The following is a 17,339-nucleotide window of genomic DNA, read 5'->3' on the forward strand; positions in this document are numbered from 1 at the left end:
AACTTTAAAATCAGATAAAATGTGCTATTTTTTTGTAATTTTGTAAAAAAAGTTTCCAAGAATTTGAAAAATTTGCACCATTATGATCAAAATCACGACTGTGTAAAGCATAATGTCAGGTCTAAAACGCTGATAGCCGTAGTTGATAGCGACCGCGCCAAGTCCGCCGCCTCCGACTGCGCCTGCCATCGCTGAAAAGCCGATATTTACGATGAGAGTTAGCGTAAATGCCGAGATGATACCGGGCAATGCCTCGACGAACATCACGCGAAAGATGATTTGCAAATTTGAGCTGCCAAAGCTCTTTGCCGCTTCGATGATGCCTTTATCGACCTCTTTTAGCGCGCTTTCGATGAGTCTGGCGACAAAAGGTGCAGCCCCGATAGTAAGCGGGACGATCGCCGCTGTGGTGCCGATGCTCGTGCCTACGATCATTTTTGTGACCGGAAAAAGCACGATGATTAGGATGATGAACGGAAAGCTTCTGAGCGTATTTATGAGCACGTCAAGCGTAAAGTAAAGCTTTGCGTTTGGTTTTAGCCCGTCTTTGTCCGAAAGTACGAGTAAAACGGCAGGTATAAGCCCGATAACAAAGGCCAAAAACGTCGAAATCAAGCTCATATAAAGCGTCTCGTTGATCGCAGGAAGTAAAATGCGTGCGAACACGTCAGGAAATTTAGAAAAATCTATGCCAAACATCACGCCACCTCCCAAAGCACGCCGCTTTGCTTGATGTATTCGATCACGCGCGCCTCGTCTTGTGGCTCGACATTTATCACGAGCGAGCCAAGCACGTTTTTATCGAGCTTTTCAAGCTTGCCCCAGACGATGTTAAAGTCGATATTTAGCGTGCGCGCCATGTGCGTGATGACGCTGTTTTGCGCGACCTCTTTTGGGAAAAAGAGGCGGATATTCACGCCGCTTGCGGGTAAAATTTCGATCTCGCCCAAAAATTCCTTCATCTTTTCATCGGGTTTTAAAAATAGCTCTTCGATGCTACCGCTACCGATTATCTTGCCGCCTTCAAGCAAAAGGGCTCTGCTGGCGACTGACTTTACGACCTCCATCTCGTGCGTGACGATGACGATGCTGATGTCAAGCTCGGCGTTTATCTTTTTTAAAAGCTCCAAGATAGAATTCGTCGTATTTGGATCAAGCGCGCTCGTCGCCTCGTCGCTGAGTAAAATTTTTGGACTTAGTGCAAGAGCGCGAGCGATCGCCACGCGCTGCTTTTGCCCGCCACTTAGCTCGCTAGGATAGCTTTTTGCCTTATTTTCAAGCCCGACTAAATTTAAAAGCTCGCTCACTCTGGTTTGGATTTTCTCCTTTGGATAGCTCCAAAATTTAAGCGGAGTGGCGACGTTTTCAAACACCGTTTTTCTAGCCATCAGCGCAAAATGCTGAAATATCATCCCCACATCGCGCCTAAGCTCTCTTAGCTCGTTTTGTTTGAGCTCGCTTATCTCGCGCCCAAATACCTTTAAGCTGCCTCCTTGATAGCTTTCCAGTCCGTTTATGCAGCGAAGCAGGGTCGATTTGCCCGCACCGCTGTGTCCCACGATAGCGTAAATTTCGCCCTTAGCGACGTTTAAATTTATATCGTGCAAGATCTGCGTGCTACCATAAAATTTCTGTAAATTTGAGATCTCTATCATTAAATTCAACTACCTCATATTCTGATCAAAATATAATAAATCACATATATCCAGCTTAAAAAACCATGAATTATAGCCCACAATATGCTATGGTTCGCTCCCCATGATAACGCGACCGCCACTACCGTCCCAAGTGTGAATCCTCCGATACTGCCGTTTCTCATCGTCGCTCCTTTCAAAGGTTTATTTATCAAATTTCATAAGCTCTGAATCTATCTTTTTAAGCTGTTCTTGCGCGTTTGCAAGCCCTGATTTATTTGCCTCTATCACCTCCGACGGAGCGTTGGCGACAAATTTCTCGTTTTTTAGCATGCCCGATAGTTTTGCTATCTCTTTTCCCAGTTTAGTTTTCTGCGACCGCAGTCGCATTATTATTGCCGACATATCCACGCCTTCAAGCGGTATGAAGCTTTGTAAATTTTCGCTCACATCGCTGATCGCGCCGTCTATTTTGCTGCTCGTAAATTCGATATTTTCGCACTTTGCGAGTAGGGCGATGTAGTTTGAAGCCTCGCTTAAATTTACGTCGCCGTTAAGCTTGACATAAGCTTTTGCTATTTTTGAGTTGCCAAGCTCGATCGTAGCCTTTGCGCGGCGTATGCTGACTATCGCTTCGATGACGAGCGAGAAAATTTTCTCAATCTCTAAATTTCGCTCTTTTGTCTGCGGATAGCGTGAGATCATTATGGACGCCGAGCTTTCTAAATTTGTCCTGCTAAGCTCGTGATAAAGGTATTCGCTAATAAACGGCATAAACGGGCTTAAAAGCTTCATCGTCTCTTTAAATATCGCGCCCAGTTCGGCGACACTTGCTTTGCTCGCCTTGCTTAGCTCGATACCCCAGTCGCAAAACTCGTCCCATAAAAATTTATAAAGCGCATTCGCCGCGTCGTTGAAGCGATACGCGTCAATGTTCTCGCGCACCTCGCGCACGCACTCGTAAAAGCGGCTTTGCATATACGCTCCAAGCGGCGTTTTGACCTCGATTTTGTCTAAGTCGTCAAATTTACTCTCGTTTAAAAGCAGATATTTGCCGGCGTTGTAAAGCTTATTCGTAAAATTTCTAACCAGCTTCATTTTCTCGTCGCTTAGCTTGATGTCGCGACCCTGAACGGCGAGTAGGGCGAGCGTGAAGCGCAAGATGTCCGCACTGTACTCCTCGATGCTATCAAGCGGGTCGATCACGTTGCCAAGGCTCTTACTCATCTTTCTGCCTTGCTCGTCTTTAACCAGAGCATGCAGGTAGATGTCGTCAAACGGCAGCTTTTCTAGCGCATTTTGCCCCTGAAACATCATCCTGGCGACCCAGAAAAAGAGGATGTCAAAGCCTGTTATCAGCAGGGTATTTGGGTAAAATTCAGCCAGATCGCCCTCGAACCATTTTTCGTTTTTTAGCTCCTCGCCGTTGCCCCAGCCAAGTGTGCTAAAAGGCCAAAGTCCCGAGCTAAACCACGTATCAAGCACATCCGGGTCTTGATGAAAATTTTTGCTTTTGCACTTTGGGCATTCATTCGGCTCGCCTTCATCCGCCCACTCGTGAGCGCACTCGTCGCAGTAAAATACCGGGATCTGATGCCCCCACCAAAGCTGACGCGAGATGCACCAGTCGCGAAGCTCCCTCATCCACGCGTTAAAGCTATTTATCCAATGCGGCGGGTAAAATTTAGCCAGCCCAGCCGCGACGTCCTCGATGGCTTTGTCGGCGATCTGCTTTTTTACGAACCATTGCTTTGAGATGTATGGTTCGACGACATTTTTACAGCGGTAGCAGTAGCCTACTTGATTGTCGTAATCCTCGATCTTTTCGACGTTGCCGATCCTTTCTAGCTCGCGCACGATGGGCTCTCGTGCCGCCAGCCTTTCAAGTCCTTTAAATTTATCGCACTGCTCGTTTAAAATGCCCTTTTCATCAAAAACGGTGATAAATTCGAGGTTATGTCTTTTGCCGACCTCGTAGTCGTTCGTATCGTGTGCGGGCGTGACTTTAACTAGGCCCGTTCCAAACTCCATATCTACATGTTCGTCGGCGATGATCGGGATCTCACGCCCGATGATAGGTAGCACGACCTTGCGACCGATCAAATTTTTATATCGCTCGTCATTTGGATTTACCATTACCGCCGTATCGCCAAAGTATGTTTCCGGGCGCGTCGTGGCGACTACCACAAATTTAGACGGCTCGTCAGCCAAATAATATCGCAAATAATAAAGCTTGCCCTTATTTTCCTTGTGTTCGACCTCGATATCGCTGAGTGCTCCGTCGTGCGTGCACCAGTTTATCATATAGTTTTCGCGCACGATGAGCCCTTTTTCATAAAGGCTCACGAAGGCTTTTTTGACCGCCTTTTTTAGCCCCTCATCCATAGTAAATCTCTGCCTGCTCCACGTAGGAGAGATGCCTAGACGGCGCATTTGATGCACTATCATACCGCCGCTTTTTTCTTTCCATTGCCAGACTTTTTTTACAAATTCTTTGCGCCCGATACTCTCTTTTGTTATGCCCTGAGCTAAAAGCTGCTTTTCTACGACGTTTTGAGTGGCGATACCCGCATGATCTAGCCCCGGCTGCCAGAGGGTCTTGTAGCCGTCCATCCTTTTGTAGCGGGTCATGATGTCTTGAAGTGTGAAAGTGAGCGAATGTCCGATGTGAAGTGAGCCGGTCACGTTTGGAGGCGGCATCATGATACAAAATTTTTTATTTGGCTCTTGGATCTCTTTGTTCGCGTCTATCTCGAAATATCCGCGCTCTTCCCAAATTTTATAAAATTTCTCTTCCGTTTGCTTTGCGTCGTAAAAATCAGCCACTTTCCATCCTTTTATTTGCTTTGCGCGCCGATATTTTGTGGCGTCACAATCGCGTAAAATGAAGCGATTTTACCTAAAGATTGTTTAAAATTTTCTTTTTATTTACGATATATATACGTAGATTAGGGCGATCGCTCGCCCTAAATTTTATTTGACGCTGAAAGATTTTTGAGCTAGGTCGTAGTCGTTTTGCGTGTCGTTATACATATTTTCCGTGATGACCGCAGGTAGCGTGCATTTGCCGCTCATCACTACGCGATACGGCGTAAATAGCGTTGCTTTCTTACTTTCAAGGTTATAAAAGCTTATGACGCGGTCGTCTTTGATGCTTTGATATTCTAAATCTATATCGTTTTTGGTCTGCTCGCTTCTTGTAAAGCCGCTTAAATTTTCATTTACGACCTCGAAGCAAGGGCTTGTCATCTCGTTTATCACGCCATTTCTTATAGGACTTTTTGAATTCAGCGTGATTTTGGAGTAAATGACGTCATTTACCTTTAGATTGCTTAAATTTAGCTCTTTGCCGTCTTTATTCACGAAAATCCTATATATATCAAGCTCTTTTGGCTCTAGTGCGTGTTTTACTTCAAGCGGAACGTAAGCAGAGCTTGAAATACCGGCAAAGAGTTTGTTTTCTCCTTGCGGATCGATCTTAAATTCGCCCTTTTCGGTCGTGATATTTACGCTTAAAAGACCGTCAAAATCTTTCTGCACTCCGTCATAGCTAAGCTTAAATTTATTGTTCGTCTCGTTAGCTTTTGGCTTAAAGTAGGCATTAAGCGCACGCAAAACGAAGGCTCGCTCTTGAGTGGAGCTTAGCTCGTCCATATTTGTTATCAAGAAATTCGCAAGCTCGTCAGAGTATGAATTTTGCGCAAAATGCTTTGCATGCAGATAAAGCACGAAGGCGCGGTCTCTTAGATCCGAGTGAAAATCGCTGTAAATTCTCTTTTCTTTAGACTCTTTTGCATTTAAATTTTTAAGCACATTGGAAGCTTCGTCGTCAAGTCCGGCGATCTTTAGAGTAGAGGCCATCAGGTATTTGTTTAAAACGCTTGAGGTGTAGAGCTTTTCGTCGTAAATTCTGTTTAAAGCCGCTCTATCCAGTGCGTTGCCTCTGGCTGCGACGTAAAGGCCGTAAAGCACCTCAAACGGCGTATCGTAGCTTAAATTTGCCAGGCTTTTGACGGCTTTGTCTTTGATGCTTTTTGGCACTTTGTAGCCCGCTTCGTCCAGCTCCAAAAGAACGTCGGTCGCATAAACGGAGGCAAAGATATTTACGTAGCTTAGCTCGTTCCAGTAGCCAAAGCTGCCGTTACTCTTTTGCATCTTGATAATATCCTCAAGCCCTAGCGTGATAAATCTCTTTCTATCTTCGTCTCTGAATTTCTCTTTGACTTTCGCATTTAAAAGCGCCAAAAGGCGGCTACTTCGCTGCTCGGCGCATCCATATGGATACTCGATCAAATTTTGTGAAGCGGCGTTTAGTAGGCTTGTGACGGAATTTGAAGCGTCTATGCTGACGTTTGTAAAGCCCTTAGGCAGCTTGATATCTTTTGTCTTGCTTATGACTAGGCTCTTTGCGTAGGTGCTTATCGGATAAGGATCGACTACGTCAAGGTTCGTGTAGTTTGTAAGTGTGTCGCCGTTGTTATCGAGTGTGATTTCAAAATTTGCCTTTCCGGCCTCTTTTGCAGCGATCTTTAGCGGCAAGAGTTTATTTTCAAGCGGTTTTAAATTTACTTTCGTGTCGCTGTTTAGCTCTAAATTTGGGCTTGATTTGATCGAAACGCTTAAATTTTTATCTTGATTTGTCGTGTTTATGAGCCTTAAGCTCGCGTTTAGCTCATCGCCTTTTAGTATATACGCGAGCACGCTTGGCTTGATGATGACATCGTCTTTTACTAAAATTTCGCTATTTTTGGCGTCCATCTGCGTTTCGTTCGAGACGATAGCGTCCACGCGGATAGCCGAGTTAAAGCCGTTTGGCGTTTTAAATTCATAGCTTGCCGTGCCGTTTGCGTCGGCTTTTAGACGTGCGGCTTTAGCGAATGTTTTTATATTTTTACTATCGACCGGACTATCGTGTTTTGCGAGTTTGGCCTCCATAGCCAGCTCTTTTGTATCGCCGCCAAAGCTTAGCACTTTGCCGTCCACCTTGTAGTTTGTGAGCTTGTCGTAGATATCGTAGTCAAAGACCGAGTCGGGCAAAATTTTGTTAAAAAACGCCAGAGGATTTGCCGGTGCTTGCGAAGTGATATTTAACACGCCAAGATCGACTACAAAGAGGCTGATATCGGCGTTTGGTAGCGTTTTTAGCGAAATTTTTACGTTTTGATTCGTCTTTGCCGTCTTTGGCGCGTCGATCTGCAAATCCATCTTTCTTTCAGGTTTGTCGGCTTTTGCGTAAATTTTACCGTGAGTTCTAAAAGGAGTCACGCCGTCATCGGCTAGGCGATAGATGTTTGCGCCTACATACAGTCCGTTGAAATCAAAATCAAGTTTGAATTTAGCATTTGCCGAGTTATTTTTGATACGCACGACCTTATAGGCTTTGACATCGCCATCTTCGAGCGTCACGAGCGCTAGTCCGTCCTTGATCGCCGAGCTTATATCCGCGCTTAGCTCGTCACCTTTTTTATAGCTTTGAGCGTTTAGTTTGACTTGAGCTTTGCTAAGCTCTTTTGTCGGCATTAAAGTCGAGTAGTTCCAGCCGCTGACGTCGATATCGATGCTGGTGCTAGAGCCGCTTACTATGTCGGAAGCCACGATCGTGTATGAGCCGCTTTGAGCGAAGCTGTAGTCAAACGAACCGCTATCTTTGAAAAAGTTATCCACATCATCTAGCCTTTCATGCCATCTGACTACGCCTCTATCGTCGCTCGTGTATTCCCAGACCGAGCGCTTGACGCTAAATTTCAGGCTCAAATTTTTAGGCTCGCCGCTGATGGCGTTTAGAGCGACTGTTTTGATGTTTATCTTTTCGTTTGGCTCTACGAAGGTCTTGTCGGCAAAGATTCCGACCATATTTTCGTAAGGATAGACCTTGAAAGTCTTGCTAGTGCTGACGTTTTTACCATCGTCATTTACGCTGAAATTTATGACGCCTTTTAGTATAGAAGGCACATCACCGTCACCCTCACCCTCTAGGCTAAGCCCGAGGATATCGCTTGCTTTGCCTTTTTCGTTGAGCTTTATTCGCCTCTCCAGGCTGGCGTATCCCTTGCTTTTTATCGTGCTGTTTTTAAATTTATAGTCTTTGTAGTTTTCGTTTTTATACTCCGAGTCAAAAAATGAGACTTCAAACGATCCTTCAAGCCCGCTAGCCGCACCGCCAAAGAGATAGTTGCTTGAAAATTCCAGCGGGATAAATTCATTAGCCTGTAAAATTTCACTTGACATGGTGATCTCGTTTTTAAGCCTTGCAGGCACGAAGCTCTCGACGAAAAACGGCTCTTTTGCGAGGATTTTGTTTGCGTAGATTATGCTTAGCGTAAAGCGTCCGCTAAGCTCGCTTGAAATATTTTTGCTAAAGCTTATGACGCCAAATTCGTTCGTCTTTGCAGCAAATTCCGCGATGTCTTTGCTCTGAGGATCAGTGATCTTTAGCTTTACGGGCATGTTTACAAGTGGCTTGAAATCTCTATCTCTTAGATATATCGCACCCTCGATGTCCTCGTTTGGACGGATGATATCGGTGGCAAAATGTGTCCAAGCATCGATCGTTTCGTTCGCATCTTTTAGCATATATCTGGCGTTTTCGTTTAGGTTTTCATCCTCGTTTATGAGGAGGAAATTTTGCTCCTTGCCCAAGGATACGACGACGGAGGAGACGTCTTTATAGATGTCTTTGCGTTTAAATTTAAATACGCCCTCGTCGTTTGTCGCGCCAACTGCCAGCTCGTCATTTTTTTTGCTGTAAATTTTGACATTAGCATTTGCCAGCATCGTGTTTTCGCCAAGTCTGTTGGCAAATACGAAAATTTCGTTTTTACTGACCTTGGCGCTGATGGCGATATCACTTAGATAAACGACCTTTGAGATGCTTTGATCTTTACCGTAAGAGAGGTTTATCTTATACACTCCGTCTCCGCCGCCAGCGAAATCAAGCCTTATTTTATGTAAGGAGACTTCATTTAGCGCACCGCCAAGATCGTATTTTTTGCTCGCGACCTCTTTGCTGAAAGTGCTTAGATCGTCGCTGCTGGAGTTGAAATTTAGAAAATATCTATAATTTTGATCGGCTAGCTTTTCGACCGTGACCTTGAGCTCGCTCACGTTTGCGCTTTTTATGCCGATCTGACCGACGCTTGAGATATACGGCTTGTCATTTGTAAATTCCACGAACGGAGCTAAATTGCCCATTTTTACCGTATAAACGCTATCATTTCTCACGATGTTGTCACTATCGCCAAAGCCCTTTTTGATCGTTATCTCATACTCGGTTTGAGGCTTGAAATCATCGCTGATGATGTCGATGTAGTAGTAAAGATCCTTGCCTTCAGCCTGCATTTTTTCTCTTTGCTCGTATTCGATGTAGTTCAAGTCACTCATTTTGAAATTTTGAATGCCCTTGACGTGAATGAATTTCTTGAGGTTTCGATCGTCATCCATCCAGTCTTTGAGATAGATCCTGGCGGCTAGCTTCCCGCTATCAAGGCTGACTGGCTCTAAATTTTCTATAAAAAGCGTCTTTGCTTTTTCATTTTCTTTTTTAAAATTTTGCTCATTATCGTCGTTTTTGGCTTTTTGTGAGTATGTGTAGCTGTAATTTTCCTCAAATTTCGCTCCGAATTTGCTCTCGAATCCTGCAGGAATTTCAAAAGTAGGAGCGCTTAAATTTTTATCTAAATTCAGCGCGAAATCGACCTTTGACATGCTATCTACGCTAAAATTCACATCGCTTATCTTTATCTTTTTCAGCTCGGTAGCATTTACTTCGTCGTTAAATTTCAGTATGTATTTGCTGTCTGAAGCTTTAAATACCTCTTTTAGCTTGAATTTACCGTATTCAAACTCCACGCTGCCGCCATTCATTTTGCAAGTGTAGCCCACACCCTGGTGAAGCTGGTTTGTATAGTAGACGAGGCTATCTTTTTTGTATTCTATTATGCCCTCCAGCTTTGGCTGGCACTCGAAAATTTTCTTTTTATCGATCGTGCCTACGAGCTTGTCGCTCACATTTTCATTAAGCCCGAATTCTATCGTCAAAGGCGTTTTGACATCGACCTCGCCGTTAAAGCTCAAAGCGTTTAAATTTATGGCCGACAAAAAGGCTAGAAACAACCATCTACTGCGCATCCTATCTCCTTATTTTTATCTGAATTTCATTTAAATTCGAGTTCTCGTCAAGACAGCTTAAAGTATGCTCGCCGATCCCTAAAGATACGATATTCTCACTACCGCTAGGTGCGTTTTTAAACTCGCCGTCATCGACTTTTAGGTAGATCTCATCCCCCAAATATGCGTAGCATTTTAGCATAACTTTGGTTATATTGCTATCGCTTAATATAGTCTCGTTCGCGTAAGGGCTGGCAAATAAAGGCTTTTTGCTCTTAAGCGTCTCAAGGCACGGGCTAGAGCTTAGCTCCTCTTTGTTCAAAAAGCCGTTTTTGTACATGAAATCAAGCTCCTCGCCCCTTATGCTCGTGCATTTATCCTTTAGCCAAACGCCTGAAATTTGCTCGTCGATCTGTAAATTTTTACACTGCTCAAACTCAAACGCATCGACGCAGGTAGGTATCTTGATGATGCCATCAGTGCTTGTTAGAAAGTGTAAATTTCGCTTTTGAGCCATGAGTTTAAAGGCATCGAAGATGATTTTTGAGGCGTCGTTTAGTCCGGTGAGCTTGTCGGTCTTTTGGGCGTTGAAATTTCCTATCCAAACGGCTATGGTGTAGTCTTTATCAAACCCGATAGCGTATATATCGCGCGAGCCGTAGCTCGTACCCGTTTTAAACGCGATAGTAGGCGTATCCTGGGCGTATCGCCATACGTTTTTTAGATACGAGCGCGACGCCTCGCTCATCATTTTTGCCGTCAGATAGGCGCTTTGCGGGCTTATTAGAGTGATGTTCGTATCCTGGGCGTTTATAAATTCTCCCGCAAACTCAAGCGGCCTTAATACGCCGCCATTTGCGTAAATGCTGTAAAGATGGGCTAAATTTAAAAGGCTCATCTCACTACTTCCAAGCGCTATACTAGCTCCATAAAATTCCTTACTCTCATTTACTAAATTCGCCCTATCTAAAAGCTCATAAAGCGAGTTGTCCCCCAGCTTTAGGTTTAAATTCACAGCCGGGATATTCAGGCTGAAATTTAGTGCATCTTTGGCGCTCACTATGCCTAAAAAGCCACCGCTGAAATTTCTGGGGACGTATTCGTTTATGAAAATTTCAGTGTCTATGAGCTGCGTTTTAGGCGTTATTAGCCCGCTATCAAGCGCTAGTGAAAATATAAACGGCTTTAGCGTGCTGCCGACATTTCGTTTCATGTTTAGGGCCGAGTTTTGCCCGTCTTTGGCGCGCTCATCGTGAGAGCCGACGAAGGCGATGACACTCATTTTTTCATTGTCTATCACGGCTGCAGCGGCGTTATTTGCGTTCTTTTCACGAAGCTTTATCATCGCGTTGTTTAATATATTCAAAAGATCGTTTTGGATTTCAAGGTCTAAATTCGTCTTAGTAAGGCCATTTTTAAATGCGACATCAGCGTAGCTAGGAGCGTTGTAGGGTGCTTTTACGCGGGTGTTTTTAAAAGGCTCGTTTTGAGCGCGTTTAAATGCGCTAAGATCGATGATATTAGCCTTATAAAGCAGCTTTACGACACGGTTTTTTAGGCGATTGATGTCAGATTTTTTATCGAGTCGGTTCCTGTTCGGATTTTTTGGGATAGTGCTAAGAAGCGCCATTTGCGCGTAGCTAAGCTCGTTTAGCTCCCGCCCGAAGTAAAATCTAGCGGCCGCTCGCACACCCTCTATGTTGCCGCCGTATGGGGCCAGGTTGAAGTAAAAATTTAAAATTTCATCCTTGCTAAAGTGCCACTCTAGCTGCAACGCACGGAAAATTTCTTTTATCTTGTTCGTGTAGCTTCGCTTGCTTGGCTCCATCATGCGCGCTACTTGCATGCTTATAGTGCTGGCTCCGATACGGTTTTTGTGCGTGAGATTGTAAGCGGTAGCCCTCATCATCGCGAGAGGATTCACGCCAAAGTGGTAGTAAAAATATTTATCCTCAAAGAGTAGGGCGCTTTGCTTTAAAATTTCAGGCACATCGTCCGTGTGAAAACGCCATATACCGTCGTTTGCTAGCTGCATCCTGATGATCTTGCCGTCTGTGTCGTATAAAATTTTGGCTTGACTTTTATTTAGCGCGCTTAAATTTAGAGGAAAAATGGCGTCCAATATCAAAAATATGACGAATAAAAGCGCTAAAAAAACGAGGGCGAATTTTAAAATTTTAAGCTTTTTCATTTTCATTGCGTGATTATAGCCAAAGTGCTCTTAATAGGTAAATAGTAAAATATAAAATTGTAAATATCACTAAAATATTTTTTTAATTTAGCGTTAAGTAGATAGTTTATATTATATACAGTTTTATATTTTATGTAAAAGGAGTTTAGATGAGATCTAAAATTTCAACTGCCGCATGTGCAGTCTTGATATGCCTTAGCGCAAGCGCAGCAGAGCAAGTCAAACTAGAAGCCGTTGAAGTAAATTCCGTCGGTGATAACATCAGCGAAAGCGGTATCGACGAAGGGTTTTTAAACAAAAACATCCAACATGGAATTTTATCCGGCAAGCGCACGCAGGACGTGCCTTATCAGATCAACACGATAACCAAAGAAACGATGAACAATCAAGGCGTGACGGGCTTTGAGGAGGCGGTCAAATTTTTCCCGTCCGCGTCGATACAGATGTATGGCGGCTCGGTCGCCGGACGTCCGCAGACGCGCGGATTTCAGGGTAGTGTCGTTGGCAACGTCTTTTGGGACGGCTTTTACTCGGTCGCGACTGTGGCACATCCGATGGCGATGTTCGAGAGCTTGCAGATCCAAAACGGGCTTGCGGGCTCGCTTTACGGCGAGCAAAATCCAACCGGCATTTTCAGCTATACGCGCAAGCGTCCGGTCGAAAATCAGCAGGTCATCTGGGGTGATTACGCTAGTCGCGCAAATTTCGGGCTCGGGCTTGATAGCTCGATGAAGTTTGAAAAATTCGGCTACCGCGCGGTCTTTTACGGCAGCGACGGCGCCAAGCAGGTAAAAGGTAGCAACTATCAGCGCCGCCTGGCTTCTGCCGTGTTTGAGCTTTATCCGACGGACGCGCTCACATTGCAAGCCGCGGCTAGCTACTACGAGCACAACACGCACGGCTTTGCGGGGCTATTTTACATCCCGATCACGCGTGGCGTGGCGCAGTATAAAATCCCAAACGCTGTAAATGACAAAACGCCGGGGCTCGGGCAGCCATACGGCGGTATGAATTTGAAAAATAAGACTGCAAGTCTTAAATTTATGTATTCGCCGGGCGATATTTGGTATTTTGAGGGCGGCTTTGCGTGGCAGAGGTTCGATCGCGATACGCACCGCATCACAAACGCGATCTACGATAACAACGGCAACTACCGCGCGCACCACATCGGCGGTATCCCAAACGCCAGATACGAGCTGCCAAACGGCTATTTAAAAGCGGTCACGGAATTTGAGACTTGGGGGCTAAAACACGATTTTAGCGCGCAGCTAAACGGATATAGATTTTACACTTATCGCTTCGCAAATCCCGTGTATAGCCCGCAGTTTGGCAGCGCGAACATAAACGCGCCAAAAGTTTTCCCTAATAAGGGCGGCAGGAACGGTAGCGATCTATACAAGCTAAACTATGTCGATATGAAAAATATCTCCGTGCTTGATAGCGTGGCGATAAACGATAAATTTGAAGTGATGATAAGCCTATCTAATGCGTGGATGAAGTCGCGCGCTAGGACTGCAAACAGAAAAACCGCGCCGTTTATCACAAAATACGATAAATCTGGGCTTAGCTGGGCGGGAAGCCTCATCTATAAGCCGCTTGAAAACGTGAGCCTTTATCTGACATACGCCGACAGCCTGCAAGAGGGCGGCTCGTATACGAAAGCTAGCGGCGATATCGTCGTGCTAAACCCCTACCGCTCGAAGCAATACGAGATCGGCGCAAAGGCGCGCATAGGCGAGCTTGATGTCAGCACCGCGCTATTTAGGATAGAGCGACCACTAGCGTATGCGGACAGCGGCGATAACTACGCCGAGCACGGCAAACAGATAAATCAAGGGCTTGAAGTGATGGCTGGCGGGAGGCTGATAGAAAATTTAAGCGTCTTTGGCAGCGTGACGCTGATTAGCCCGAAATTTAAAAATCCAAAGCTAGCCGCCGCGGACAGCAAAGTCGTGCCTAGCGTGTCAAAGGTAAATTCGAATTTGCTATTTGATTACGTCGTGCCAAATACCAACAAGCTCGCATTCAGTGCGAATTTTCACTATTCAAGCGGGATGTATATTGACGACGTAAATAGCCAAAAGACGCCCTCATATTTCACGACCGACCTTAGCGTGCGCTATACGAGCAAGACGTGGCTAGGCAAGCAAACAACGCTTAGATTTAACGTAAATAACGTCTTTGACAAGCGATACTGGGCGGGGATGAACCCGGTGAGTATGGACGGCACGGGCGCGAATTCCGGGTTAAATTCCATCCAAGGTTTGAGCCTGGGCGAAAGCAGGACGTTTATGCTTTCGGCGGAGGTTAAATTTTAAAATTTTAGTAGTTAAATTGCCGCGGTGTTTGTGGCATCGCGGTAATAAGAGCGATAAATCACTCCGCCAGTATCTCGCTCACATTTAGCGTATTTTTGCCCGTTTTGACGGCATTTTGCAGTAGCTCCATGACCTGTAAAAATTTCATCTCTTTATCGTCTTTTATTATCGCGGCGGCGTTTTTGAGCGCGCGCGTAGTGGCGATTATGGTGCGAGCGTTTTCCAGCTCGATCTTTGCACGTAGATTCGCCTCCAGCTCGCGTGCAAATAACGCTTGAATAGCCTTTGGAAAAGTGATATCCAAAAAGTCTACGCTTAAAATTTTAACCCCCAGCTCGCTTACTTTGTTCGCCTATCGCATTTGGATCGAGCGTAAATGTGTGTGCGGCGATCTCCTGCGCCGACAAAGCCGAGATCACGCTTCTGGCGTAAAGCTGCACGATCGTGCGAAGTCTGTTTTCAAGATCGTCCCTGCTGAGCACTGCTATCTCGCCCGTAGCTACGATCTCGTATGTAAAAACAAATGACGCGCGAAACGCGATATTATCTTTGCTTAAAATTTCTTGCGAGTAAATTTGCACTTCACACGGGATGTCTGGCAGTAGCGTGACGCGGTATCGGCTAAAGTCAAAAAACCGATAAATACCGCTTTGCAGGCGCTTATAAAATTTGTTGTCTTTATATAATATGCCAGATTGTAGTGGTGGAATTTCTATTTTAGTAAACATCTCATCTCCTTGCAAAATGCGCTTAAGAGGCGCTTGCGGGGGAATTTCATTCGCATACCGCAAACGCTTTAAACGACCGAGCCGAGGCCCGGATTTGAAAAAAATTAAGTGGCCTACACAGTGGGGAATCGAACCCCATACTGCCTCTTGCTCCACGATATGCCTATTTTTCAAGAGGCAGCTATTTATTTCAAATAGGCGTGTGGTTGAGCCGATTATATTAAAATTTGCCTAAATCCAAACAAAAATTTACATTATTTGTTTTAAGCCCGTTTGGGTATAATTTCCACTTTTTACAGAGGAAATCATGCCACTTTCACGTCTAAATAAAGAACAATACACCGCCGCGACCGCTCCAGCAGGGCACAATCTGATCATCGCCTCCGCAGGCACGGGCAAAACGAGCACCATCGTCGCTCGCATCGCACATTTGTTAAATTTAGGAGTCGATGCCAAGCGAATTTTACTTCTTACATTTACTAACAAGGCCGCAGCCGAGATGATCGAGCGGCTAAATCGCTATTTTGATAAAAAGATCACCGCCAAAATCACCGCCGGCACATTTCACTCGGTCTCTTATAGCCTACTTAAAGAGCTAGGCAAGGGCGTGGTTTTAAAGCAGCCAAGCGAGCTTAAAATTTTACTTAAAAGCCTCGTTGAAAGGCGTAAATTTCATCATCTAAGCGACGTCAAGCCTTACGGCGGAGCGTATCTTTACGATCTTTACTCGCTATATCAAAATAGCGTGAGCGACGTCAGTTTTGCTGATTGGCTAAAGCTAAAGAGCGAAGAGCAGGGCGTTTATGCTGAGATCTACGAGGATATTTTAAACGAATTCGAGAGCGAGAAGGCGAAATTTGGCTACGCAGACTTTAACGATCTTCTTATCAAGATGCGAGACGAGCTAAAAAACGGCGCACCGCTTGATTACGATGAAATTTTGATCGACGAGTATCAAGATACGAACACACTTCAAGGCAGTCTCATCAGCGCGTTTAAGACAAAAAGCCTATTTTGTGTCGGGGATTTTGATCAAAGCATTTACGCATTCAACGGCGCAAATATCGAGATCATCGGCTCGTTTAAAGATCGCTTTAAAGACGCCAACATCTACGCACTAAATGTCAACTACCGCAGCAGTTCAAGCATTTTGGCTCTCGCAAACAAAGTCATAGCAAACAACCCGCGTCTTTACGAGAAACATTTAAACGTCAGCAGGGAGGGGAAATTTAAAGCCCCTACGCTGCTTGTTTATAACGAGCTTTTCGATCAATACTCCGCGATCGCCGATATCATCTCGCTCTCGCCGTTTTCGCGCGAAAATATCGCTGTCATCTTTCGCAACAACTCCTCGGCAGACGGCATCGAGGTCGCGCTAAAAGAGCGTGGTATCAGCTCAAAGCGAAAAGGCGGCGTGAGCTTTTTTGAAAGCCGCGAGATAAAGGCGCTCGTGGATATCATGGGCATTTTTATAAACCCAAAAGACATCATGGCGTTCATCCATATCTGTGAATACGCAAAAGGCGTAGGTAGCGCGCTTAGTAAAGAAATTTTCGACGCCCTGGTCAAGCTAGGACACGGAAATTTGATCGAAGGGCTTTTAAATCCGGACAAAAACGTCAGCATCGCCTCGATAAAAAGGCACAATTATCAGCTTGGGCTATTTGACGATCTTGATGAATTTGCCGATGTTTCGAGGTTTAAAGAGCTGAAATTTAGCGACAGGTTTTTAGCGCATCCGATACTAAAAATGCAAAAATTAAGCGAGGGCGGGGCGCTGTTTTTATATGAAATTTACAACTTTTTAAAGAGTGCTAGACGCCTAGTAAGGCCAAATTCACTCATAAACGAGATAAGAGACAGTAAAATTTACGAGCTGATAGTAGAAAATTTAAGCACCAAGCGCGCGACACTAAAAAACGGAAACGTCGATCCTGCTATAAAGGGGGAAGCTCGCGAGCGTATAATGCAAAAATCTATCGTCCTTAGCGAGCTTAGCAAAAACTATAACGATGTCGAGAAATTTTATAACTTCATCACGCTTGGCAGCAACGAGATGAGCGAGGGTGATGGAGTGAGCTTACTTAGCGTGCATGCGAGCAAGGGGTTAGAGTTTGATCAAGTATTCATCGTTGATCTGGCGCAAAATCGCTTTCCGAATTTAAAGCTCATGAGCATGGGCGGCAGTCTGGAGGAGGAGCGGCGGCTCTTTTACGTCGCGGTGACCAGGGCGCGCGACGAGCTTTATCTAAGCTATGCTAAATTTGACAAGATCAAAAAGATCACCTATCAGCCAAGCTGTTTTTTGATCGAGGCAGGGATGGCTAGTGCAGGAATTTAAAAGCTTGGATTAACATTTCTT

At 45.0% G+C, this 17,339-nt stretch carries 9 protein-coding genes; 2 read left to right on the top strand and 7 right to left on the bottom strand.

The features are described 5' to 3' along the window. Positions 1-24: 24 nt before the first annotated feature. The 5 genes from HMPREF1139_RS05570 to pbpC form a co-directional block, all read right to left on the bottom strand. Entirely contained in the window at positions 25-699 is a 675-nt protein-coding gene (locus tag HMPREF1139_RS05570; RefSeq protein WP_011992280.1) for a methionine ABC transporter permease, read from the bottom strand. After that, positions 699-1,655: a methionine ABC transporter ATP-binding protein gene (locus HMPREF1139_RS05575; protein WP_009650441.1), complete on the bottom strand. Its 957-nt coding sequence runs from the start codon at positions 1,653-1,655 to the stop codon at positions 699-701. Before HMPREF1139_RS05575 ends, HMPREF1139_RS05570 begins: the two co-directional genes overlap by 1 nt. 183 nt (positions 1,656-1,838) lie before the next feature. Beyond that, positions 1,839-4,460 (bottom strand): valine--tRNA ligase, encoded by a 2,622-nt coding sequence (locus HMPREF1139_RS05580; RefSeq protein ID WP_009650397.1) that lies wholly within the window; start codon positions 4,458-4,460, stop codon positions 1,839-1,841. Positions 4,461-4,607: 147 nt separating this feature from the next. Next, positions 4,608-9,761, bottom strand: coding sequence for an alpha-2-macroglobulin family protein (locus HMPREF1139_RS05585; RefSeq protein WP_009650425.1), 5,154 nt, complete (start codon positions 9,759-9,761; stop codon positions 4,608-4,610). A 1-nt stretch (position 9,762) separates the two neighbouring features. After that, on the bottom strand, positions 9,763-11,937 hold the full coding sequence (gene pbpC / locus HMPREF1139_RS05590) for a penicillin-binding protein 1C (RefSeq protein WP_009650444.1): 2,175 nt from the start codon (positions 11,935-11,937) through the stop codon (positions 9,763-9,765). A gap of 143 nt (positions 11,938-12,080) precedes the next feature. Here pbpC and HMPREF1139_RS05595 point away from each other — a divergent pair, with 143 nt between their 5' ends. After that, positions 12,081-14,249: a TonB-dependent receptor gene (locus HMPREF1139_RS05595; RefSeq protein WP_009650433.1), complete on the top strand. Its 2,169-nt coding sequence runs from the start codon at positions 12,081-12,083 to the stop codon at positions 14,247-14,249. Between the two features lie 58 nt (positions 14,250-14,307). Here HMPREF1139_RS05595 and HMPREF1139_RS05600 read toward each other — a convergent pair whose 3' ends face one another. Together HMPREF1139_RS05600 and HMPREF1139_RS05605 are read right to left on the bottom strand one after the other, a co-directional pair. After that, positions 14,308-14,553 carry a hypothetical protein gene (locus HMPREF1139_RS05600; RefSeq protein ID WP_009650388.1) on the bottom strand — a complete coding sequence of 82 codons (246 nt, stop codon included), beginning with the start codon at positions 14,551-14,553 and terminating at the stop codon, positions 14,308-14,310. A 19-nt stretch (positions 14,554-14,572) separates the two neighbouring features. Beyond that, positions 14,573-14,977, bottom strand: coding sequence for an SPFH domain-containing protein (locus HMPREF1139_RS05605; protein ID WP_009650442.1), 405 nt, complete (start codon positions 14,975-14,977; stop codon positions 14,573-14,575). A gap of 307 nt (positions 14,978-15,284) precedes the next feature. Between HMPREF1139_RS05605 and HMPREF1139_RS05610 the strand changes: the two genes are divergently transcribed. Next, positions 15,285-17,318: an ATP-dependent helicase gene (locus HMPREF1139_RS05610; protein WP_009650437.1), complete on the top strand. Its 2,034-nt coding sequence runs from the start codon at positions 15,285-15,287 to the stop codon at positions 17,316-17,318. Positions 17,319-17,339: the final 21 nt, after the last annotated feature.

The organism is Campylobacter sp. FOBRC14 (assembly GCF_000287855.1).
Taxonomy (GTDB): domain Bacteria; phylum Campylobacterota; class Campylobacteria; order Campylobacterales; family Campylobacteraceae; genus Campylobacter_A; species Campylobacter_A curvus.